General features: G+C 66.9%; 21 protein-coding genes. 8 read left to right on the top strand and 13 right to left on the bottom strand.

Going from position 1 to position 20139, the window contains the following annotated elements:
* The first annotated feature begins 61 nt into the window (after positions 1–61).
* Positions 62–415, top strand: coding sequence for a DUF805 domain-containing protein (locus tag ACI766_RS02830; protein ID WP_003084974.1), 354 nt, complete (start codon positions 62–64; stop codon positions 413–415).
* Between the two features lie 128 nt (positions 416–543).
* Entirely contained in the window at positions 544–1218 is a 675-nt protein-coding gene (locus ACI766_RS02825; RefSeq protein ID WP_003101612.1) for an HAD family hydrolase, read from the top strand.
* A gap of 1 nt (position 1219) precedes the next feature.
* On the opposite strand, the gene ACI766_RS02820 is transcribed toward ACI766_RS02825, so the two are convergent.
* Together ACI766_RS02820 and ACI766_RS02815 are read right to left on the bottom strand one after the other, a co-directional pair.
* Complete coding sequence (locus tag ACI766_RS02820; RefSeq protein ID WP_003121810.1) at positions 1220–2374, bottom strand: hypothetical protein; 1155 nt, start codon at positions 2372–2374, stop codon at positions 1220–1222.
* Positions 2375–2399: 25 nt separating this feature from the next.
* Positions 2400–2888 carry a M48 family metallopeptidase gene (locus ACI766_RS02815; protein WP_003084971.1) on the bottom strand — a complete coding sequence of 163 codons (489 nt, stop codon included), beginning with the start codon at positions 2886–2888 and terminating at the stop codon, positions 2400–2402.
* A gap of 112 nt (positions 2889–3000) precedes the next feature.
* Between ACI766_RS02815 and ACI766_RS02810 the strand changes: the two genes are divergently transcribed.
* Positions 3001–4179: an NAD(P)/FAD-dependent oxidoreductase gene (locus ACI766_RS02810; protein WP_033974064.1), complete on the top strand. Its 1179-nt coding sequence runs from the start codon at positions 3001–3003 to the stop codon at positions 4177–4179.
* On the opposite strand, the gene ACI766_RS02805 is transcribed toward ACI766_RS02810, so the two are convergent.
* A complete protein-coding gene (locus ACI766_RS02805; RefSeq protein ID WP_003101607.1) occupies positions 4176–4943 on the bottom strand; it encodes a class I SAM-dependent methyltransferase in 768 nt (255 codons plus the stop codon). The two genes, ACI766_RS02810 and ACI766_RS02805, sit on opposite strands and share 4 nt — an antisense overlap.
* 229 nt (positions 4944–5172) lie before the next feature.
* Between ACI766_RS02805 and ACI766_RS02800 the strand changes: the two genes are divergently transcribed.
* Complete coding sequence (locus ACI766_RS02800; RefSeq protein ID WP_003101606.1) at positions 5173–5598, top strand: YybH family protein; 426 nt, start codon at positions 5173–5175, stop codon at positions 5596–5598.
* A 1-nt stretch (position 5599) separates the two neighbouring features.
* On the opposite strand, the gene ACI766_RS02795 is transcribed toward ACI766_RS02800, so the two are convergent.
* From ACI766_RS02795 to epd, 6 genes are all read right to left on the bottom strand, one after another.
* A complete protein-coding gene (locus ACI766_RS02795; protein WP_003113228.1) occupies positions 5600–6082 on the bottom strand; it encodes a hypothetical protein in 483 nt (160 codons plus the stop codon).
* A 65-nt stretch (positions 6083–6147) separates the two neighbouring features.
* Entirely contained in the window at positions 6148–7212 is a 1065-nt protein-coding gene (gene fba / locus ACI766_RS02790; protein ID WP_003084964.1) for a class II fructose-bisphosphate aldolase, read from the bottom strand.
* 119 nt (positions 7213–7331) lie between these two features.
* Positions 7332–7673 (bottom strand): MliC family protein, encoded by a 342-nt coding sequence (locus ACI766_RS02785; protein ID WP_003113229.1) that lies wholly within the window; start codon positions 7671–7673, stop codon positions 7332–7334.
* A 159-nt stretch (positions 7674–7832) separates the two neighbouring features.
* Positions 7833–8033, bottom strand: a complete 201-nt coding sequence (locus tag ACI766_RS02780; RefSeq protein ID WP_003084961.1) for a hypothetical protein — start codon at positions 8031–8033, stop codon at positions 7833–7835.
* Positions 8034–8105: 72 nt separating this feature from the next.
* Positions 8106–9269, bottom strand: coding sequence for a phosphoglycerate kinase (locus ACI766_RS02775; RefSeq protein WP_003101603.1), 1164 nt, complete (start codon positions 9267–9269; stop codon positions 8106–8108).
* Positions 9270–9274: 5 nt separating this feature from the next.
* Positions 9275–10336 carry an erythrose-4-phosphate dehydrogenase gene (gene epd, locus ACI766_RS02770; RefSeq protein WP_003084958.1) on the bottom strand — a complete coding sequence of 354 codons (1062 nt, stop codon included), beginning with the start codon at positions 10334–10336 and terminating at the stop codon, positions 9275–9277.
* A gap of 214 nt (positions 10337–10550) precedes the next feature.
* On the opposite strand from epd, the gene otnI reads away from it, so the two are divergent.
* A complete protein-coding gene (gene otnI, locus ACI766_RS02765; RefSeq protein ID WP_023086822.1) occupies positions 10551–11348 on the top strand; it encodes a 2-oxo-tetronate isomerase in 798 nt (265 codons plus the stop codon).
* On the opposite strand, the gene ACI766_RS02760 is transcribed toward otnI, so the two are convergent.
* The gene (locus ACI766_RS02760) at positions 11329–12393 is read right to left on the bottom strand and encodes a hypothetical protein (protein ID WP_003101600.1); all 1065 of its coding nucleotides are present in this window, start codon (positions 12391–12393) and stop codon (positions 11329–11331) included. The genes otnI and ACI766_RS02760 overlap by 20 nt on opposite strands.
* On the bottom strand, positions 12393–14390 hold the full coding sequence (gene tkt / locus ACI766_RS02755; protein WP_003110216.1) for a transketolase: 1998 nt from the start codon (positions 14388–14390) through the stop codon (positions 12393–12395). The genes ACI766_RS02760 and tkt overlap by 1 nt, the downstream gene beginning before the upstream one ends.
* Positions 14391–14636: 246 nt before the next feature.
* On the opposite strand from tkt, the gene ACI766_RS02750 reads away from it, so the two are divergent.
* Complete coding sequence (locus ACI766_RS02750) at positions 14637–15638, top strand: ArsR/SmtB family transcription factor (protein ID WP_003113231.1); 1002 nt, start codon at positions 14637–14639, stop codon at positions 15636–15638.
* 15 nt (positions 15639–15653) lie between these two features.
* A complete protein-coding gene (metK, locus tag ACI766_RS02745) occupies positions 15654–16844 on the top strand; it encodes a methionine adenosyltransferase (RefSeq protein WP_003084948.1) in 1191 nt (396 codons plus the stop codon).
* Positions 16845–16899: 55 nt separating this feature from the next.
* On the opposite strand, the gene ACI766_RS02740 is transcribed toward metK, so the two are convergent.
* The gene (locus ACI766_RS02740) at positions 16900–18204 is read right to left on the bottom strand and encodes a ferric reductase-like transmembrane domain-containing protein (protein ID WP_023113357.1); all 1305 of its coding nucleotides are present in this window, start codon (positions 18202–18204) and stop codon (positions 16900–16902) included.
* Between the two features lie 204 nt (positions 18205–18408).
* On the opposite strand from ACI766_RS02740, the gene ACI766_RS02735 reads away from it, so the two are divergent.
* The gene (locus ACI766_RS02735) at positions 18409–19152 is read left to right on the top strand and encodes a metallophosphoesterase (RefSeq protein ID WP_003101593.1); all 744 of its coding nucleotides are present in this window, start codon (positions 18409–18411) and stop codon (positions 19150–19152) included.
* Between the two features lie 3 nt (positions 19153–19155).
* Here ACI766_RS02735 and ACI766_RS02730 read toward each other — a convergent pair whose 3' ends face one another.
* On the bottom strand, positions 19156–20124 hold the full coding sequence (locus tag ACI766_RS02730) for an alpha/beta hydrolase family esterase (RefSeq protein ID WP_003101591.1): 969 nt from the start codon (positions 20122–20124) through the stop codon (positions 19156–19158).
* Positions 20125–20139 lie beyond the last annotated feature (15 nt).

Raw genomic sequence — 20139 nt, 5'->3', positions numbered from 1 at the left:
CGCGGGGGTACTTGTCGCGGCACCCACTCTCCCGCTTTACCAGTACGCCCAGGAGGCAAACATGGAATGGTTTCTGAAATGCGTGAAGGAACACTACTTCGACTTCAACGGGCGTGCCCGTCGCAAGGAATACTGGATGTTCACCCTGGTGAACATCATCATCTCCGTCGCGCTGAGCGTCGTGCTCGGCCTGATCAGTGAAAAGCTCCTGCCGATCGCCAATCTCTACTCGCTCGCCGTGCTGCTGCCGGCCCTGGGCGTCACCGCCCGGCGTCTGCACGACATCAACAAGAGCGGCTGGTGGATGCTGATCGCGCTGATCCCGATCGTCGGCCTGTACCTGATCTACCTGCTGGCCAAGGACAGCGACGCCGGCCAGAACCAGTACGGCCAGAACCCGAAGGGCATCGCCTGATTCCTTCCCGCCGGGCCGCACGGCCCGGCGTTCTCCCTCTCCCTGTTTCCCTTCCCGCCCCTGACCGGGGTTAGAATGCCTCGCTCCCACTCCGGCGCCCTGCGCCAACGCCCGCAGCGAGGTAGCCCATGCCCCACCCCATCGACGCACTGATTTCCGACTGCGACGGCGTCCTGGTCGACAGCGAGGTCATCGCCGAGCGCGTGATGTACGAGGCGCTCAGCGCCTACGCGCCGCTGGAGGAGCTGCAGCGCCTGCTGGAAGGCACCTTCGGCCTGACCAGCCGCGACATCCTCGATCGCGTCGAGAAGCACTTCGGCCTGCGCATCCCCGACAGCTTCAACCGCGAGGTGCGCCAGCGCAGCGAGGAGATGGTCGCCCAGGTCCAACCCATTCCCGGCGCACGCGAGGCGCTGCTGGCCCTGGACCTGCCCGTCGCGGTGGCCTCCAACAGCCGCCGCCACAGCCTGGAGCGCTCGCTGGCGCGCGCCGGGCTCAGCGAACTGATCGGCGAACGCCTGGCCAGCGCCGATATGGTCGCCCTGCCCAAGCCCGCACCCGACGTCTACCTGCACGCCGCCAGCCTGCTCGGCGTCGCCCCCGAGCGTTGCCTGGTGGTGGAAGACAGCAGCACCGGCACCCGCGCCGCCCTCGCCGCGGGGATGCGGGTGATCGGCTTCGTCGGCGCCGGGCACATTCCCGCCGGGCACGCCGAGGTACTGCGCGAGCTGGGCGCCATCGCCATCGTCGAGCACATGCGCGAACTGCCGGAGACGGTGGCGCGCTTGCGCCGGACAGTCTGAGTCAGGGCTGCCCGCAGAGGGTTGCGAACAAGGCTCCCGTTCCCGTCAGCACGAAGAAGGTCCAGTGGAAGGGCACGGCAAGATTCAAGCGCTGGATCGCCGCGACTATCCGGCAAACGCTCCCCAGAACAGCCAAGAGAATCCGCATCAGCGCCTCTCCCAACGTTCTCGCCGAGCAAAAGACTCGGAGCAGGCAATGCAAAAGCGTGCAAAGAAGCAGCGCAAGCAGGGCAACGAGCCACAGCACAAGCTTGCCGATGGCGCTTCTCCACTCCTCGTAGAAGAAATCGACCATGGAGTCGACCGCCCGTAGCACCCTGCTGTTGGCACTGGGATTCGCCGGTTTCACTCCGTCCGCCCAGATGAGCCGCTGGATGAATTGATAGAACAGCTTGTCGCTTGGTTGGGAAATGGACAATGCGTCGATCATTGCGCGCAGTACCAGGCGCGCCTGCATCCCCAGGAAGATCATGTATGGACCGCTGAAGGCAACGATGAAAACGACGCCCCAATACAGTTTCAGATAGGCGGGCAGGTTGTCGACAAACTCGAAATAGCCCTGCCTGTCAGCCCCCAGGGTAATGATGAGCGTGGCGATGACCGCAATGAGCGCAGCCAACAGCGTGACCAGACGAGCAAGATCCCGGGGAGGCAGAAAGAATCGCAGCATCACTGCGCCGTCGATATCCTTCGCGGCCTTCGAATTCACCTCCTTCCAGAGGCGCCAGTTCTCCACCAGATCGCCCGCCAGGCAGCGGAGGTTACTGCCATAGGCCTGGTACCGCAGCCGGAACCATTGCCGTTCGTAGAGGGAAAGCTGGACGTAGCGACTGCTCTCGGCGGAGCGCTCGAAGCCTCCCAGGCTCTCCACATTGCGACAGCGCGTATCGACGACGATATCGCCTATCCGTAGCGCAGCGATCAGAAAGGGGAACAGATAGAAAGGCAGCAGACTCCTGACTTCGTAGAGGTACTGTCCGGAGTGGCAATACAAGTCCCAGAACATCGTGATCAACACGAAGAAGAAATACAGCAGGGGAACCCAGTAGTCCCTGTGTTTCAGCAATTGAAAGAATGGCGCCCGGATAAAGATCCGGTAGTGATCTCCCACGTCCTCATAAAGATCCTGCACCGAACGTTGCGAAGCGCTTCCCATCGAGAATTCATCCTTGTAACAGCCGCTAGAGACTCTTCCAGGTCAGGTACACCCGCAGGTCGAACTCCAGTTGGTGATAGTCCGGCAGCATGTACTGGCAGAGCTGGTAGAACGCCTTGTTGTGCTCGCTTTCCTTCAGGTGGGCGAGTTCGTGGACGACGATCATCCGCAGGAACTCCGGGGCGGCGTCCTTGAACAGGGAAGCCACGCGGATTTCCTTCTTCGCCTTGAGCTTGCCGCCCTGCACCCGCGAGATCGCGGTGTGCAGGCCGAGGGCACGCTGGACCACGTCGAGCTTGTTGTCGTAGAGCACCTTGTCCAGGCCCGGCGCGTTGCGCAGGTGTTCCTGCTTGAGGTTCATGGTGTAGGCGTACAGCGCCTTGTCGCTCTGCACATCGTGACGCCCCGGGTAGCGGCGCTCGAGGTACTCGCCCAGGCGGTTCTCGGCGATCAGCTGGCGGACCTGGTCCTGCAGCGATGCGGGATAGGCCTGGAGGTACTTGAGGGGGATCATGCACGGGTCCGGCGGTTCGCGGAAAACGCCCAGTGTACCGCGTCGGGAGCTCCGGCGGCCGACCGCCGCTTCGGGTAAGATGCGCGCCGTTTCCGATGAGCGGAGTGGGACAGTGGCAAGTACAGATGTGCTGATCGTTGGCGCCGGGGCGGCCGGGCTGATGTGTGCGATGACGGCGGCCGGACGCGGGCGCCGCGTGCGGGTACTCGACCACGCCAACAAGGCCGGCAAGAAGATCCTCATGTCCGGCGGCGGGCGCTGCAATTTCACCAACCTGTACACCGAGCCGGCCAACTTCCTTTCGCGCAATCCGCACTTCTGCAAGTCGGCGCTGGCCCGCTACACCCAGTGGGACTTCATCGGCCTGGTGGCCAAGCACCAGGTGCCGTACCACGAGAAGAAACTCGGCCAGCTGTTCTGCGACAACAAGTCCAGCGACATCCTCGAGATGCTGCTGCGCGAATGCGCCGAGGCCGGAGCGGAAATCCTGCTGGACACCTCGATCGAAGAGATCGCCCGCGACGACGCCGGCTACCACCTGCGTACCAGCGCCGGCGAGATGCGCTGCGAGTCGCTGGTGATCGCCAGCGGCGGCCTGTCGATCCCGACCCTCGGCGCTAGCGGTTTCGGCTACCAGGTGGCGCGCCAGTTCGGCCACGAGGTGCTGCCGACCCGCGCCGGCCTGGTGCCGTTCACCATCACCGACCAGCTGAAGGAGCTGTGCGCCGAGCTTTCCGGCACCTCCGTGGATTGCCGGGTGAGCTGCAACGGCCAAGCGTTCCGCGAGAACCTGCTGTTCACCCATCGCGGCCTCAGCGGCCCGGCGATGTTGCAGATTTCCTCCTACTGGCAACCGGGCGATACCCTGGAAATCGACCTGCTGCCGGACCACGACGCCAGCGAATGGCTGGCGCAGCAACAGCGCGAGCGTCCCAACAGCGAGCTGAAGACCCTGCTCGCCGAGTTGTTCACCAAGAAGCTCGCCGGACTGCTGGCCGACCGCTGGTTCGTCTCCAAGCCGATGAAACAGTACACCCCGACCGAACTGGCGGGTATCGCCGGGCAGCTTTCGGCCTGGCGGGTCACGCCCTCGGGCACCGAGGGCTACCGCACCGCGGAAGTGACCCTGGGCGGGGTGAGCACCGACGAAGTGTCGTCGAAGACCATGGAGTCGCAGCGCTCGCCGGGGCTGTATTTCGTCGGCGAAGTACTGGACGTCAGCGGCCACCTCGGCGGCTTCAACTTCCAGTGGGCCTGGGCCTCGGGTTATGCGGCGGGGCAGTACGCCTAGCGCGCCTCGGCCAGATAGGCCTCGGTGCGATAGGGCAGCGCTACCTGCTCCCTCCCCTTGAGCGCCGGATGGCTGGCGACCAGCTCGCGCAATTGCGCCGCCACGGCGTTCTTTTCCGTCTCCGGCAAGGCGGCGATGAAGCTCACCGAAAGGAAGCGCGAGACGATCACCTGCTCCGGCGGGCCGACATGCTCGTAGGCGAAGGTGGACAAGCGCAGCGGTCCGAAGGGCGCGCGCTCGAACGGCCGACGCCAGTCGCCCTTGTAGAAGCGCGGCGCGTCGCCTTCGTAGGGGGTGATGATGCGAGTGATCTCGGCGACCCAATCCAGCGACTCGTCACGCACGTTCCACACCAGCCCCAGCCTGCCTTCCGCCGTCAGCACGCGGCGCATTTCCTCCAGCGCCTCCACGGTGGCGAACCAATGGAAGGCCTGTGCGCACACCAGGGCGTCGGCGAAGCCGTTGGCCAGCGGAATCGACTGGGCGCTACCGGCCAGCGCCTGGACCTGCGGCAAGGCTTCGGCAAGCTGGGCGCGCATCGCATCCACCGGTTCCACCGCGACCACTCGCGCGCCGGTACGGGCCAGCAGGCGGGTGAACTTGCCGGTGCCGGCGCCGAGGTCCACCGCGACGGTCTGCGGACGCAGGCCAAGGGCATCGCGCAACCAGTCGGAGAGCGCTTCCGGATACTCGGGCCGGCCCTGGGCGTAACGCTGGGCCTCGGCGCTGAAACCTTGCTGGGCGGCGCTGTGTACGGACGACATGAGGGACCTCCTGGGCGGCAGGGAAAGCCCGAGGTATAGCACAGCGGTTTTCCCACGAATTCCAGACGAACGGTTCAAAGCCTTGCGCGGCGTGGCTCGCAGCCATTGGTCAGGGGCTTCGTGGACCTCTCGGGGAAGAGGCTATTGTCGATCCGAAGGCCCACCCGACGACCAGGGTAAAAGCATCCCGGCACACGCCGGCGTCCCCCGCCACAACCAGGAGTCAGCCATGAGCAGCGAAGTCAGCGCCATCCGCCAATTGATCGAAGACTGGCGAGCCGCCGTCCGCGCCAGCGACGTTCCGCGCATCGTCTCGTACTACGCGGAGGACATCGTCGCCTTCGACGCCATCCTGCAATTGCAATTCAAGGGGCGCGACGCCTACCAGAAGCACTGGCAGGCCTGCACCGAGATGTGCAAAGGACCGATGACCTTCGATATCGCCGAACTGCAGATCCATGCCGACCCGCAGGTCGCCTTCGCCCACTACCTCTGCCACTGCGGCGGCACCGGCCCGGACGGCCAGCCGCACTCCTCGTGGATGCGGGTCAGCGCCGGCTACCGCAAGCACGGCGACGGCTGGAAGGTGATCCACGAGCATTTCTCGGCGCCGTTCGACATGGACGGCAAGGCGCTGTTCGACCTGCAGCCCTGACTCAGCGCCGCGCGGCGGTCGCCGCCGGGTCGACGCAGCGTTTCACTGCGCGAGGGCTGAGCAGCGAGCAAGGCTTGCCGACCAGGTAGCTGCGGTAGACCTTCAGCAGCATAGCCTGGCTGTAGCGGCAACCCTTGCCGCTCTTGCGCAGGCAGGGGCTCTCGAACTCGAAGCGACCGTTGACCGGCTCGGCCAGTTGGATGCGCAACGCCGGCCAGGTGGAGCGTTGCGGCGCCGGCGGGGTTTCCAGTTGGCGGCCGTCGCGCACCACCAGTTCGCCGCCGGCCTCTGCATAGTCGAAGACGAACAGCAGGGTGCGCGAAGTCTTGGTCGTGCAGTCGCTGCGCGCCAGGCAATCCTGCGGGTCGGCGGGATCGCGCGCTACGCTCGGCGACGCGGCCTCCTCGACGTCGCGGGACGGCGCGTGCAGGCCAGCGCAACCGGCCAGCAGCAGGAACGGCAGGGTCAGGAGCCAGCGGCGCATCGGATTTCCCCGGGGCGGATGTGCAAGAGCCCCGACCAGCGGGGCTCCCGTTCGAACGAAGGCGCTTAGTTGACCTTCGGATCCAGCTCGCCGCGAGCGTAGCGCTGGAACATGCCTTCCAGGGAGATCGGCTTGATCTTGGAAGCGTTGCCGGCGGTGCCGAAGGCTTCGTAGCGAGCGATGCAGATGTCGCGCATGGCCTCGACGGTCTTGGAGAAGTATTTGCGCGGGTCGAACTCGCTCGGGTTCTGCGCCAGGAAGCGGCGGATGGCACCGGTGGAAGCCAGGCGCAGGTCGGTGTCGATGTTCACCTTGCGCACGCCGTACTTGATGCCCTCGACGATTTCCTCGACCGGCACGCCGTAGGTCTCTTTGATCTCGCCGCCGTACTCGTTGATGATCGCCAGCCAGTCCTGCGGTACCGAGGAAGAGCCGTGCATCACCAGGTGGGTGTCCGGGATGCGCGCGTGGATTTCCTTGATGCGCTGGATCGACAGGGTGTCCCCGGTCGGCGGCTTGGTGAACTTGTAGGCGCCGTGGCTGGTGCCGATGGCGATGGCCAGGGCGTCGACCTTGGTCTTCTTCACGAAGTCGGCGGCTTCTTCCGGATCGGTCAGCAACTGGCTGTGGTCCAGCACGCCTTCCGCGCCGACGCCGTCTTCCTCGCCGGCCATGCCGGTTTCCAGGGAACCCAGGCAGCCCAGCTCGCCTTCCACGGACACGCCGCAGGCATGGGCGAACGCCACGGTCTGCTGGGTCACGCGGACGTTGTAGTCGTAGTCGGCAGGGGTCTTGCCGTCTTCACGCAGGGAGCCGTCCATCATCACCGAGCTGAAGCCCAGCTGGATGGAACGCTGGCAGACGTCGGGACTGGTGCCGTGATCCTGGTGCATGACCACCGGGATGTGCGGGAATTCTTCGATCGCGGCGAGGATCAGGTGGCGCAGGAAGGGCGCGCCGGCGTATTTGCGAGCACCGGCGGAAGCCTGGACGATCACGGGCGAATCGGTCTTGTCGGCCGCTTCCATGATGGCGCGCATCTGCTCGAGGTTGTTGACGTTGAAGGCCGGCACGCCGTAGCCGAATTCGGCGGCGTGATCCAGCATCTGGCGCATGCTGATGAGTGCCATGGTTCTCGTATCTCCCAATCGCGGGGTCGTTCAGTGATTCAGAAGCCTGCCGCAGGGGCAGGCCCGGTTCAAGTTCCTTGCGAGGAGCGGTCGCGGCGCCGCGCCCCTGCCGGCGCGACTCAGCGCGCCTTGCAACCGCGACCGATGAGGTCGTCGGTTTCGACCCAGTACACCAGGCCTTCGTCGTTCTCCAGGTGGAAGCCCAGGCGTCCGTCGCTATAGAAAGCGCCGACGGCCGCAGGTTCCTGCTCCAAGTGGTGGACCACGTCGTCCTCGTCCTTCAGGCGCAGGTCGACGATGTTCTTGCTGCCGTCGATATAGCGCCATTCGATCACCGCCTTGCTGTCGCAGGTCCAGCGGGTCCAGTCCTTGCCGCCCGGCTTGCCGGAGGAAGCGGAGCAGCCGGCCAGCAGCGCCGCGGCGGCGAAGCCGCCGAACAGGGCGATACGCGAGTAGTTCATGTCCATCCTCCATCCGTGCGGAACGCTCCACCGCACCTCGCCGGGCCGCAAGCGGCCCGCGCGGCGGCCGGCTGGCCTTGCCTGTCACAGGAAAGGCGCAATGCTACTGCGTACGCTGGCGAATCCCCAGCCCTTTCCGTAGAAACTGGCAGAAAAGCACTACGGGCATTCCACCGGCTTTTGTCCGGCGGTCGGATCGCCGCTGCTCTGCTGCTCGACCCGCTGGCGGTTCTGCTCGGTCGGCACCATCACGTCCGGCGGACTGATCACCTCGCAGGTGCTCGGGCGTCGACCGCCATCGCCGCTACAGGCGGCCAGGCCCAGGCAGAACATCAGGAGTGGCAAGGTTACGGAACGCATGGGGCACCTCCTTTTTTCGTCGTCCTCAAAGGTGTGACCCCCGAGGACGGCGAATGGTTTGCCCCGTCTGCGTCAGCCCTTGGCGCGCTGCTCCAGGATTTCCACGGCCGGCAGGACCTTGCCCTCGACGAACTCGAGGAACGCGCCGCCACCGGTGGAAATATAGGAGATCCGCTCGGCGATGCCGTACTTGTCGATCGCCGCCAGGGTATCGCCGCCGCCGGCGATGGAGAACGCCGCGCTATCGGCGATGGCATTGGCCAGGGTACGGGTGCCCTCGCCGAACTGGTCGAACTCGAACACCCCGACCGGACCGTTCCACAGGATGGTCTTCGAGGTCTTCAGCAGCTCGGCGAACTGCGCGGCGGTCTGCGGGCCGATGTCGAGGATCATGTCGTCGTCGGCGACCTCGGCGATGGCCTTGACGGTCGCCACGGCGCTCTCGGCGAATTCCTTGGCCACCACCACGTCCACCGGCAGCGGCACCTTGACCTTGGCGGCGATGGCCTTGGCGGTCTCGACCAGGTCGGCCTCGTACAGCGACTTGCCGACCTTGTGTCCGGCCGCGGCGAGGAAGGTGTTGGCGATGCCGCCGCCGACGATCAGCTGGTCGCAGATGCCGGCCAGGCTGTTCAGCACGTCGAGCTTGGTGGAAACCTTGGAGCCGGCGACGATCGCCGCCATCGGCCGCGCCGGGTTGTCCAGCGCCTTGCCCAGCGCGTCCAGTTCGGCGGCCAGCAGCGGGCCGGCGGCGGCGACCTTGGCGAACCTGGCCACGCCGTGGGTCGACCCCTCGGCGCGGTGGGCGGTACCGAAGGCATCCATCACGAACACGTCGCACAGCGCGGCGTACTTCTGCGCCAGCTCGTCAGCGTTCTTCTTCTCGCCCTTGTTGAAGCGCACGTTCTCGAACAGCACCAGGTCGCCCGCCTTGACCTCGACGCCGTCGAGGTAGTCGGCCAGCAGCGGCACTTCGCGGCCCAGGGCCTTGGACAGGTACTCGGCCACCGGCTTCAGGCTGTTCTCGGCGGAGAACTCGCCCTCGGTCGGACGGCCCAGGTGCGAGCAGACCATCACCGCCGCGCCCTTCTCCAGGGCCAGCTTGAGGGTCGGCAGGGCGGCCTTGATCCGTGCATCGCTCTGCACCTGGCCGTCCTTCACGGGCACGTTGAGGTCCTCGCGGATCAGCACGCGCTTACCTTTGAGGTCGAGGTCAGTCATCTTCAACACGGTCATGACAATCAGTCCTTGGGTACTTGTTGATCAGGCACGGCGGCGCGCAGGTAGTGTCCGGCGACGTCGAGCATACGGTTGGCGAATCCCCATTCGTTGTCGAACCAGGCCAGCAAGTTGACCAGGCGAGGCCCGGAAACGCGGGTCTGGCTGCCATCGACGATGGCCGAATGGGGGTCGTGGTTGAAATCGCAACTGGCGTGCGGCAGCTCGGTATAAGCCAGCAGTCCGCGCAGCGGGCCGCTTTCGGCAGCCTCGCGAAGCACCCGGTTGATCTCGGCGGCGGAGGTGTCGCGGGAAGTCTGCAGGGTGATGTCCAGCGCCGAGACGTTCACCGTGGGCACGCGTATGGCTTTGGCCTGGATGCGCCCGGCAAGTTCCGGCAACAGGCGTTCGATGCCGCGCGCCAGACCGGTGGACACCGGGATCACCGACTGGAACGCCGAACGGGTACGGCGCAGGTCCTCATGGTGGTAGGCGTCGATCACCGGCTGGTCGTTCATCGCCGAGTGGATGGTGGTGATCGACACGTATTCCAGGCCGATCGCCTCGTTCAGCAGCTTGAGCAGCGGCACCCCGCAATTGGTCGTGCAGGAGGCGTTGGAGACCAGCGTTTCGCGGCCGCTGAGGTCCTGCTGGTTGACCCCATAGACGATGGTGGCGTCGATGTCCGCCTCGCTCGCCATCGGCTGCGAGAACAGCACCCGCGGCGCGCCGGCGCGGAGGAAACGCTCGGCCTGGGCGCGGTTGGTGTACTGGCCGGAGCACTCCAGCACCAGGTCGACCCGCAGCGCCTGCCAGTCGATGGCCTCCGGAGTCGGGCTGCGCAGCACCTTCACGCAATCGCCGTTGATGTGCAGGCAGTCGCCGTCGACCTTCACTTCGCCGGGAAAGCGGCCATGGGTGGAGTCGAAGCGGGTCAGGTACTCGACGCTGGCCTGGTCGGCCAGGTCGTTCAGCGCGACGATCTCGAAGCCCAGTTGCTCCGGGCGCTCGTGCAGCGCGCGCAGGACGCAGCGGCCGATACGGCCATAGCCATTGAGCGCGACGCGAAAAGGCGGGGTGGACATCGGCAGGGATAGCTCCGGCAAGGGGCCAGTGAAAGGCGCCAATTATGCGGGGGATGGGCCCGCCTGGGAACCGTCCGCGACCCGCGCGGCGCGGCGTGCGCCGCGGCGACGGCTCGCGTGCAGGCGCTGAAACGATTCATGCGACACCTGGCTGGCGCGACCGCGTTCCGTTGTGCAAGGCTCGCCCGCATCCACCGACCGCCAGGAGCGCCAGATGCCCCGCTTCGCCGCCAACCTCAGCATGCTCTACCCCCGCCACGACTTCCTCGAACGCTTCGCCGCCGCCGCCGCGGACGGCTTCGAGGGCGTGGAGTACCTGTTCCCCTATGCCTACCCTGCGGCCGAACTGAAGGCCCGGCTGGACGACCACGGCCTGCGCCAGGTGCTGTTCAATGCCGCACCCGGCGACTGGGACAGGGGCGAGCGCGGCCTGGCCAGCCTGCCGGGGCGCGAGGCCGAATTCCGCCGCGCCATCGCCCAGGCCATCGACTATGCCCAGGTCCTCGGCAACCGCCACATCCATGTCATGGCCGGACTGCTGCCGGCCGGCGCCGACCGCATCCGCCACCGCGAGACCTACCTCGACAACCTCGCCCATGCCGCCCGCGAAGCCGCCGGCGCCGGGCTGACGGTGCTCATAGAGCCGATCAACAACCGCGACATGCCGGGCTTCTTCCTCACCCGCCAGGACGACGCCCAGGCCATCTGCCGCGAGGTCGGCGCGGACAACCTGCAGGTACAGTTCGACTGCTACCACTGCCAGATCGTCGAGGGCGACCTGGCCACCACCCTGCGTCGCGACATCGGCAATATCGGCCACGTCCAGATCGCCGGGGTACCCGACCGCCACGAGCCGGATGACGACAACGAAGTGAACTACCCCTACCTGTTCGAGCTACTCGACCGGCTCGGCTACCAGGGCTGGATCGGCTGCGAGTACCGTCCGCGCGGCGACACCTCGGCAGGCCTGGAATGGCTGCGGCGCTGGCGCGCTACTCGACGCGACGGATGATCGGCTCCAGCGCGTCCAGACGCTCGCGGGCGGCCAGCCAGTCGCGCACTTCCGCGCACCACTGTTCTTCCTTCAGCACCGCGCGGGCACGGGTCAGCACTCGCGGCCAGGGACGGTCGTCGAACAGGCGCAGCAGCACCTGGTTGAGCTGTTCGCTATCCAGCGGCCGGCGTCCACGGCGCACCGGCGCGTCGACCCGCTGCGCCAGCGATTGCAGCACCCGTTCGCGCTGCGCCGTATCCACCGGCATCGGCTGCTCGTCGTAGGCACAGAGCACCAGGATCTCCGGCGCGACGTTCTCCAGCAGGCCGGCGCGCAGCCGGCAGTGGCCATCGAGGATCACGCAGGCATCCAGGCAGTTCAGGCGCAGCGCCAGCACCGGCGGCAGCTCGCCTTCGCGGGCCTTCTTGCGCCACCACTTGACCCGCCCCTCGTCATCCTCGACCCGGCGCAGGGCGATCAGGGCGTCGTTGTCGCGCCCCCACCAGTCGAGCCACTGCACCCAGTCGTCGTCGAGGACCTTCTCCAGGCTGTAGAAGCGCCAGTCCGGCAACAGTGCGTCGCGCCCGACGCTGCGGTAGCGCCAGCGTTCCAGCACCCGTTCGCGCGGATCGTGGCTCTGCGGTGGCTGCCAGGCGGGCACCTGCTCGGCGAGCGACAGGCGCAGCAACCAGCGCCCGGCCTCCAGGCAACTGCCCGGGCTGGTACGCAGGGTCTCGACGAAATAGCGGCTCCAGGCCTTGTAGCGGGCCTCGCCGCGCAGGCCGCGCAACGCTTCCAGGGTCGGCGAGTCGATGGGCGGCACGCTGGCCTGCGCCGGGCTCGCCGCGACCAGGCTCTTCACCAGCCAGATGCCATCGTGGTACGGCAACTGGGTGGCCCAGAGCAGCGGCTGATCGCCACGCATCAGGCGAATGCGGGCCTGGCCGCCGGATTGCAGATGAAGGAAAGAGGGCGCCCGATGGGCGCCCTCCACCTGGACCGCGAGGCCCAGCCATTCGCCATTGGCGGGGCTTTCGAGGTCCCGCCAGTAGAGCGTGTGCATCAGTCTTCCAGCAGCTCCTCGGCCACCGCCAGGACGTTGTCCAGGGTGAAGCCGAAGTGCTCGAACAGCGCCGGGGCCGGCGCCGACTCGCCGAAGCTGGTCATGCCGATGATGCGCCCGTCGAGACCGACGTACTTGTACCAGTAGTCGGCATGGGCGGCCTCGATGGCGATGCGCGCGCCGACTTCCACCGGCAGCACGGACTGCTTGTAGGACTCGTCCTGCTGCTCGTAGACGCTGGTGCATGGCATCGATACCACACGGACCTTGCGGCCCTGCTCGCTGAGCTTGTCGTAGGCCTGCACGGCCAGGCCGACTTCCGAACCGGTGGCGATCAGGATCAGTTCCGGCTCGCCTTCGCAGTCCTTCAGCACGTAGCCGCCGCGGGCGATGTCGGCCACCTGGGCGACGTCGCGCGCCTGGTGCGGCAGGTTCTGGCGGGAGAAGATCAGCGCGGACGGACCGTCGGCACGCTCGATGGCATGCTTCCAGGCCACCGCCGACTCGACCGCGTCGGCCGGGCGCCAGGTGTCCAGGTTCGGGGTCAGGCGCAGGCTGGCCAGTTGTTCGATCGGCTGGTGGGTCGGGCCGTCCTCGCCGAGGCCGATGGAGTCGTGGGTGAACACGTAGAGCACGCGCTGCTTCATCAGTGCGGACATGCGCACGGCGTTGCGCGCGTATTCCATGAAGATCAGGAAGGTCGCACCGTAGGGAATGAAGCCGCCGTGCAGGGCGACGCCATTCATGATCGCGCTCATGCCGAATTCGCGCACGCCGTAGAACACGTAGTTGCCGGCGGCGTCGTCGGCGCTGACGCCCTTGCAGCCCTTCCACAAGGTCAGGTTGGAGCCGGCCAGGTCGGCGGAACCGCCGAGCAGCTCCGGCAGCAGCGGGCCGAAAGCGTTCAGCGCGTTCTGGCTGGCCTTGCGGCTGGCGATGGTCTCACCCTTGTTGGCAACATCGGCGACGTAGGCCGCGGCCTTCTCGGCGAAGTCGGCCGGCAGCTCGCCCTTCAGGCGGCGCAGCAATTCGGCGGCCAGTTCCGGATGGGCAGCCTGGTAGGCGGCGAAACGCTTGTTCCACTCGGCTTCCTGGGCGGCGCCGGTTTCCTTGGCGTCCCACTCGGCGTAGATCTGCGCCGGGATCTCGAACGGAGCGTGCTCCCAGCCCAGCGCGGCGCGGGTCGCGGCGATCTCGTCGGCGCCCAGCGGCGCGCCGTGGCACTCTTCCTTGCCCTGCTTGTTCGGCGAGCCGAAACCGATCACGGTCTTGCAGCAGATCAGGGTCGGCTGGTCGCTCTTGCGCGCGGTATCGATGGCGGTCTTGATCTCGTCGGCGTCATGCCCGTCGACGTTGCGGATCACTTGCCAGCCATAGGCCTCGAAGCGCTTCGGGGTGTCGTCGGTGAACCAGCCGTGGACCTCGCCGTCGATGGAAATGCCGTTGTCGTCGTAGAAGGCGATCAGCTTGTTCAGGCGCAGGGTGCCGGCCAGCGAGGCGACCTCATGGGAAATGCCTTCCATCATGCAGCCGTCGCCGAGGAAGGCGTAGGTGTAGTGGTCGACCACCGCGTGGCCGTCGCGGTTGAACTGGGCGGCCAGGACCTTCTCCGCCAGCGCCATGCCCACCGCATTGGCGATGCCCTGGCCGAGCGGACCGGTGGTGGTCTCGACGCCGGCGGTGTAGCCGTACTCCGGGTGGCCCGGGGTGCGCGAGTTGAGCTGGCGGAAGTTCTTCAGGTCCTCGATGCCGAGGTCGTACCCGGTGAGGTGCAGCAGGGAGTAGATCAGCATCGAGCCGTGGCCGTTGGACAGCACGAAGCGGTCGCGGTTGGCCCACTGCGGGTTGCTCGGGTTGTGCTGCATGTAGTCGCGCCAGAGGACCTCGGCGATATCGGCCATGCCCATCGGGGCGCCCGGGTGGCCGCTGTTGGCTTTCTGCACGGCATCCATGCTCAGTGCACGGATGGCATTGGCTCGCTCACGACGGCTGGGCATCGCAATTCTCCTACGGGGGTTGCTGGTCGGAAGACCAGGAGTGAAAAAAAGGGCGCCATTTTCGCCCACCGAAGGCCCAAGGGGCAATGACAGATCGGCAGGGGGACAGTATGTCGCTGCCGACCGGTTTTGCCAGAAGCCTGGCGCAGCCGGATTGCAATTGCGCGACGGCCACCCGTCATCAATATCAAAAATTTTTGATACAGGCATTGCCGGGGTTCGGACCCGGTACTAGACTGCGCCTCCATGAGCCTTCGCGTGCCTTCGATACGACCAGACGACTACGACCCGCTCGCCGCGCTGTGCAAGGCGGCTGGCGACTCGCTGCGACTGAATGTGTTGCGCGCCCTGGCCAACGATTCGTTCGGCGTGCTGGAGCTGGCGCAGATCTTCGCCATCGGCCAGTCGGGCATGAGCCACCACCTCAAGGTGCTGGCCCAGGCCGGGCTGGTGGCGACGCGCCGCGAGGGCAACGCGATCTTCTACCGACGTTCGCTGCCCCTGGCCGAACGCACCGGCGGCGCGCTGCACGCGGCGCTGCTGGAGGAAGTGGACGAACGGGCGCTACCCGACGACGTGCGGGCGCGGATCGATGCCGTGCACGCCCAGCGCGCGGCGGTCAGCCAGGACTTCTTCGCCCGCGCGGCGGACAAGTTCCAGGCCCAGCAGGACCTGATCGCAGGACTGCCGCAATACCGTGAGAGCGTGTTGGCCTTGCTCGACGCACTGGCCTTCGCCCCCGGCGCCACGGCGCTGGAGGTCGGCCCGGGGGACGGCGGATTCCTGCCGGAACTCGCCAGGCGTTTCCGCCAGGTCACGGCGCTGGACAACAGCGCGGCGATGCTGGAACTGGCGCGCCAGCGCTGCAAGGAAGAAGGATTGGGCAACGTCCGCCTGGAATTGGCCGATGCCCTGCAGGACGCCGCCGAACCGGCCGATTGCGTGGTGCTGAACATGGTCCTGCACCACTTCGCCGCGCCGGCGGAGGCGCTGAAACAGTTGGCCCGCCTGGTCCATCCGGGCGGCAGCCTGCTGGTGACGGACTTGTGCCGGCACAACCAGGGCTGGGCCAGGGAGGCCTGCGGCGACCTCTGGTTGGGTTTCGAACAGGAGGACCTGGCCCAGTGGGCCGACGCCGCAGGGCTCACGCCCGGCGAGAGTCTTTACATTGGTTTACGCAATGGCTTCCAGATCCAGGTCCGGCACTTCGCCAGGGATGCATCCGAAAGCCGCCTCACCCACCGGTAATGTAGGAACCGATTGATGAGCGAATATTCCGTTTTCACCTCCGAGTCCGTGTCCGAAGGCCATCCGGACAAGATCGCGGACCAGATCTCCGACGCGGTGCTGGACGCCATCATCGCCAAGGACAAGTACGCTCGCGTGGCATGCGAAACCCTGGTCAAGACCGGCGTGGCGATCATCGCCGGTGAAGTCACCACCTCCGCCTGGGTCGACCTGGAAGAGCTGGTGCGCAAGGTCATCATCGACATCGGCTACGACAGCTCCGACGTCGGCTTCGATGGCGCCACCTGCGGCGTGCTGAACATCATCGGCAAGCAGTCGGTGGACATCAACCAGGGCGTCGACCGGGCCAAGCCGGAAGACCAGGGCGCCGGCGACCAGGGCCTGATGTTCGGCTACGCCAGCAACGAGACCGACGTGCTGATGCCGGCGCCGATCTGTTTCTCCCACCGCCTGGTCGAGCGCCAGGCCGAGGCGCGCAAGTCCGGCCTGCTGCCATGGCTGCGCCCGGACGCCAAGTCCCAGGTGACCTGCCGCTACGAAGGCGGCAAGGTGGTCGGCATCGATGCGGTGGTGCTGTCCACCCAGCACAACCCGGAAGTCTCCTATAACGACCTGCGCGACGGCGTGATGGAGCTGATCATCAAGCAGGTGCTGCCGGCCGAGCTGCTGCACAAGGACACCCAGTTCCACATCAACCCGACCGGCAACTTCGTGATCGGCGGCCCGGTCGGCGACTGCGGCCTGACCGGACGCAAGATCATCGTCGACTCCTACGGCGGCATGGCCCGCCACGGCGGCGGCGCGTTCTCCGGCAAGGACCCGTCCAAGGTCGACCGCTCCGCCGCCTACGCCGGCCGCTACGTGGCGAAGAACATCGTCGCCGCCGGCCTCGCCGAGCGTTGCGAGATCCAGGTTTCCTACGCCATCGGCGTGGCCCAGCCGACCTCGATCTCGATCAACACCTTCGGCACCGGCAAGGTCAGCGACGAGAAGATCGTGCAACTGGTCCGCGAGCACTTCGACCTGCGCCCGTACGCGATCACCAAGATGCTCGACCTGCTCCACCCGATGTACCAGCCGACCGCGGCCTACGGCCACTTCGGTCGTCATCCGTTCGAGCTGACCGTGGACGGCGATACCTTCACCGCGTTCACCTGGGAGAAGACCGACAAGGCCGCTCTCCTGCGCGACGCCGCCGGCCTCTGAGCGACCGCGCGATAAAAAGCCCCGCTTCGGCGGGGCTTTTTCGTTTCCGGCAGGCTCAGCGCATGCGGAAGGCTTCCTGGTGGAACAGCCGCAGCGGCATGCCCTGCCGGCGCAGATCGCGGCGCAGGCTGTCGGCCAGCCCCTGCGGACCGCAGAACCAGACGCTCGGCCAGCGTCCTTCGGCGTTCTTCAGCACGCCCAGTTGCGCCGCCTGCGGCTTGCCCTGCTCGTCGCTATAGCGGATGTGCAGGGTCACGCTGGGCAGGTGTTCGCAAAGCTCGCGCAAGCGCCCGGCGAACAGCGCTTCCTGGGAATTGCGCACGCAATAGTGCAGCTCCACCGATGGCGCGCTTTCCGGCGCGGCCTGCAGCGACTCCAGCCAGGCGATGAACGGCGTCACGCCGATCCCGGCGGCGACCCAGACCTGCCGCCCGGCCAAGCCACGGCGGAAGTCGAAGCAGCCGTATGGCCCCTCCACCTCGACCCTGGCGCCGACCTCCAGGTTGTCCTGCAGGCGCCGGGTGTAGTCGCCCAACGCCTTGATGCTGAAGCGCACCTCGCCGCAGCCGAGGTCGGCGCTGGCGATGGTGAACGGATGGGCACCCTCCAGGCGGTCGCAGGTGAGAAAGGCGAACTGCCCGGCCCTGTGCGACCAGTCGCCCTGCAGCCGGCAGGTCACCTCGAGCAGGCTTTCGCCGTGCCGCTCGACGGCGGTGACCACGCCCGCATGGCGACGCGTGCGACCGATCCGCCCGCTCAGAGACAACAGTGCGCAGGCCGAACCGAGCAGTGCGCAGGCCGCCACCAGCCAGCCGGCCGGCTGGCTCCAGTAGCTGGCCGGGGCGAGCACCACGGAATGGAAGGCCAGTACCAGGTAGACCAGGGCCAACGCCTTGTGCACATAACGCCAGAGGTGATACGGGAAGCGCTGCCAGAGAGTGACCAGCAGCATCCCGCCGAGAATCCACGCCGACCATTCACCCAACTCCTTGGCCGAGCCACGGAAGACATCGAGGAAGGTTTCCACCCGCGGGCCTTTCACCGGTTTGCCGACGATACCCGCCAGCCAGGGGCCGGCCAACTCCAGCAGGTAGTGCAACAGGCCGAGGACGATGGCCAGGATGCCCGCCCACTTGTGCAGGCGGTACATGCGGTCGAGCCCGTCCAGCGGCTTCTCCAGCCAGACCGGACGCACCGCCAGCAGCATGATCAACGTCATCAGGGCGAAGGACACTACCCCGGTAAGCAGGATCGCCTGCTTGCGCACCACCCAGATGTCCAGGCTCGCCGGCGGATCGACGGCCAGCGTCAGGCCCCAGGCCGCCAGCGCGGCGGCGAGAACTCCCCATAACAGTTTCATTGGCACCACTCCCCGACAGAACGCGCGAATCGCTGGAATGAACCCTGCGCGTCCAGTCTTAATTGTCCCTTAACTTCATGGGGGAATTAGCGAGGCCAGCGAGGTTTTCCCGCACAGCCATGACCTGCGTCAATCGTTGTCGGCCTTCAACCCCGGGGTGGGCGGAGCTATGCTGGTCCGCCGCGCCTACCGCCGAGCCGTGCCATGAAGATCCGCCTGCTGTCCGACCTCCACCACGAACATTTCGACGGGCGACGCCAACTGCCAGAGGTCGAGGCCGACGTGGTGGTGCTGGCCGGCGATATCCACAGCCACCTGGAAGGCCTGCACTGGGCCCGCGAGACCTTCGCCGACAGCGAGATCGTCTACGTCGCCGGCAACCATGAGTTCTACTCCTCGGAAATGACCGACCTGACCCAGGCGATGCGCAATATCGCCCGGGCGCTGGAGATCCACTTCCTGGAAAACGACGAAGCGCGGATCGGCCCGGCGCGCTTCCTCGGCGCCACCCTGTGGACCGACTTCCAGCTCTATGGCGCGGACGGCTATGCACCCGCCCATGAGCTGGCCCTGCAATCGATGCCGGACTTCAGCTGCATCGACTGGTTCGGTGGCGACTTCACCCCCGAGCAGAGCATCGCCCTGCACCAGGCCTCGCGCGACTGGCTCGCCGAACAGCTGGCGCGGCCCCACGACGGCCCGACGCTGGTGGTCAGCCACCACGCGCCCAGTGCCCTGTCGATCCCGCCGCAGTTCGTCGGCAACCCACTGTCGCCAGCCTTCGCTTCCAACCTCGACGAACTGGTGGCGCAGGCCGACTACTGGCTGCACGGTCACGTCCACGACGCCCTCGACTACCGCATCGGCCGGGCACGGGTGCTGGCCAATCCGGGCGGCTATCCCCACGAGAGAGGCGGGTTCCGTCCGGAATTCGTCTTCGAGGTCTGAGCCTCAGCGCGGCAACTGGCTGAAGAAGCGCCAGATTTCCACTGGCGCGTCCAGTTCCGGGTCGCTCTTGCCGAGAATCCGCGGGAAGCGATAGTCCGGCTGCGCCAGCACGTGGCCGCCGCCATGCACGCTGAGCAGCTCCACCGGCGGATGGCCGTCTTCCTGCCAGCGCTGGCGCTCGGTCCAGACCGGGCCGGGACGGGTCAGCGGCGCCACGTCCGGCGGCGCTGCGATGCCGTTCAGGCCGGCCCACCAGCGTGCCGAGTCCAGGGTCGAGCGTACCGCGCCCCGGTCGCCGAAGCCGAACAGGCTGACCTTGCCGCCGAGATAGGGATTGATCGGATCGCGCGTGCCGTTGATCAGCAACGCCGCGGTCGGCCGCTCGACCGGCCGACAGGCATCGTTCCCCGTGGTCGGCAGGCTCGCCGCCACCGCTGCGATCGCCGCCGGCAACCCCGGCGCTTCGGCGGCCAGGCGGAAAGCCATCTGGCCGCCATTGGAGTAGCCGGCGACATATACCCGCTGCGAATCGACGCGGTATTCCTGGGCCAGCCGCGCCACCAGCGCGCGGAGGAAAGCCACGTCATCGACGTCACGCAGCCGCGCCGAATAGCTGGCGGCCTTGCGGCAATCGTTCCAGTGGCCCTCGAAGCCGTCCGGGTAGGCCACCAGGAAACCTTCTTGCGCCGCCAGCCGGTCGAAGCCGTAGCCGCTGATGCGGCGCATCTGCGCGCCGTCGCCCCGTGAGCCGTGCAGCACCACCAGCAACGGCGCTCCCTCGGACACGCCCGGCGGCACGTAGAGCAGGTAATGCCGGCGCAGGCCCGCGACCTTCAGACTCGAGTCCTCGCTGTGGCCGGCCAGCGCGGGGGGGCGCAGGGCCTCGTCCTGCAACCACCACCAGGCGCCGGCGAGCAGCGCCAGGACCAGCAGCAGGATAAGCGTGCGAACCAGGCGGATCAGCGTACGCATCGCGGTTCTCCCGTT

It is taken from the genome of Pseudomonas sp. DL (assembly GCF_047199225.1).
In the GTDB taxonomy this organism is placed as follows: domain Bacteria; phylum Pseudomonadota; class Gammaproteobacteria; order Pseudomonadales; family Pseudomonadaceae; genus Pseudomonas; species Pseudomonas aeruginosa.
Note: the sequence above shows the minus strand (reverse complement) of the source record. Positions and strands in the feature narration are given on the sequence as shown.

Bases quoted from the DNA above. Each gene is read 5' to 3' on its own strand.
- ACI766_RS02830 (WP_003084974.1), top strand. From the start codon at position 62: ATGGAATGGTTTCTGAAATGCGTGAAGGAACACTACTTCGACTTCAAC.
- ACI766_RS02825 (WP_003101612.1), top strand. From the start codon at position 544: ATGCCCCACCCCATCGACGCACTGATTTCCGACTGCGACGGCGTCCTG.
- ACI766_RS02820 (WP_003121810.1), bottom strand. From the start codon at position 2,374: ATGGGAAGCGCTTCGCAACGTTCGGTGCAGGATCTTTATGAGGACGTG.
- ACI766_RS02815 (WP_003084971.1), bottom strand. From the start codon at position 2,888: ATGATCCCCCTCAAGTACCTCCAGGCCTATCCCGCATCGCTGCAGGAC.
- ACI766_RS02805 (WP_003101607.1), bottom strand. From the start codon at position 4,943: ATGTCGTCCGTACACAGCGCCGCCCAGCAAGGTTTCAGCGCCGAGGCC.
- ACI766_RS02800 (WP_003101606.1), top strand. From the start codon at position 5,173: ATGAGCAGCGAAGTCAGCGCCATCCGCCAATTGATCGAAGACTGGCGA.
- ACI766_RS02795 (WP_003113228.1), bottom strand. From the start codon at position 6,082: ATGCGCCGCTGGCTCCTGACCCTGCCGTTCCTGCTGCTGGCCGGTTGC.
- fba (WP_003084964.1), bottom strand. From the start codon at position 7,212: ATGGCACTCATCAGCATGCGCCAGATGCTGGATCACGCCGCCGAATTC.
- ACI766_RS02785 (WP_003113229.1), bottom strand. From the start codon at position 7,673: ATGAACTACTCGCGTATCGCCCTGTTCGGCGGCTTCGCCGCCGCGGCG.
- ACI766_RS02780 (WP_003084961.1), bottom strand. From the start codon at position 8,033: ATGCGTTCCGTAACCTTGCCACTCCTGATGTTCTGCCTGGGCCTGGCC.
- ACI766_RS02775 (WP_003101603.1), bottom strand. From the start codon at position 9,269: ATGACCGTGTTGAAGATGACTGACCTCGACCTCAAAGGTAAGCGCGTG.
- epd (WP_003084958.1), bottom strand. From the start codon at position 10,336: ATGTCCACCCCGCCTTTTCGCGTCGCGCTCAATGGCTATGGCCGTATC.
- otnI (WP_023086822.1), top strand. From the start codon at position 10,551: ATGCCCCGCTTCGCCGCCAACCTCAGCATGCTCTACCCCCGCCACGAC.
- ACI766_RS02760 (WP_003101600.1), bottom strand. From the start codon at position 12,393: ATGCACACGCTCTACTGGCGGGACCTCGAAAGCCCCGCCAATGGCGAA.
- tkt (WP_003110216.1), bottom strand. From the start codon at position 14,390: ATGCCCAGCCGTCGTGAGCGAGCCAATGCCATCCGTGCACTGAGCATG.
- ACI766_RS02750 (WP_003113231.1), top strand. From the start codon at position 14,637: ATGAGCCTTCGCGTGCCTTCGATACGACCAGACGACTACGACCCGCTC.
- metK (WP_003084948.1), top strand. From the start codon at position 15,654: ATGAGCGAATATTCCGTTTTCACCTCCGAGTCCGTGTCCGAAGGCCAT.
- ACI766_RS02740 (WP_023113357.1), bottom strand. From the start codon at position 18,204: ATGAAACTGTTATGGGGAGTTCTCGCCGCCGCGCTGGCGGCCTGGGGC.
- ACI766_RS02735 (WP_003101593.1), top strand. From the start codon at position 18,409: ATGAAGATCCGCCTGCTGTCCGACCTCCACCACGAACATTTCGACGGG.
- ACI766_RS02730 (WP_003101591.1), bottom strand. From the start codon at position 20,124: ATGCGTACGCTGATCCGCCTGGTTCGCACGCTTATCCTGCTGCTGGTC.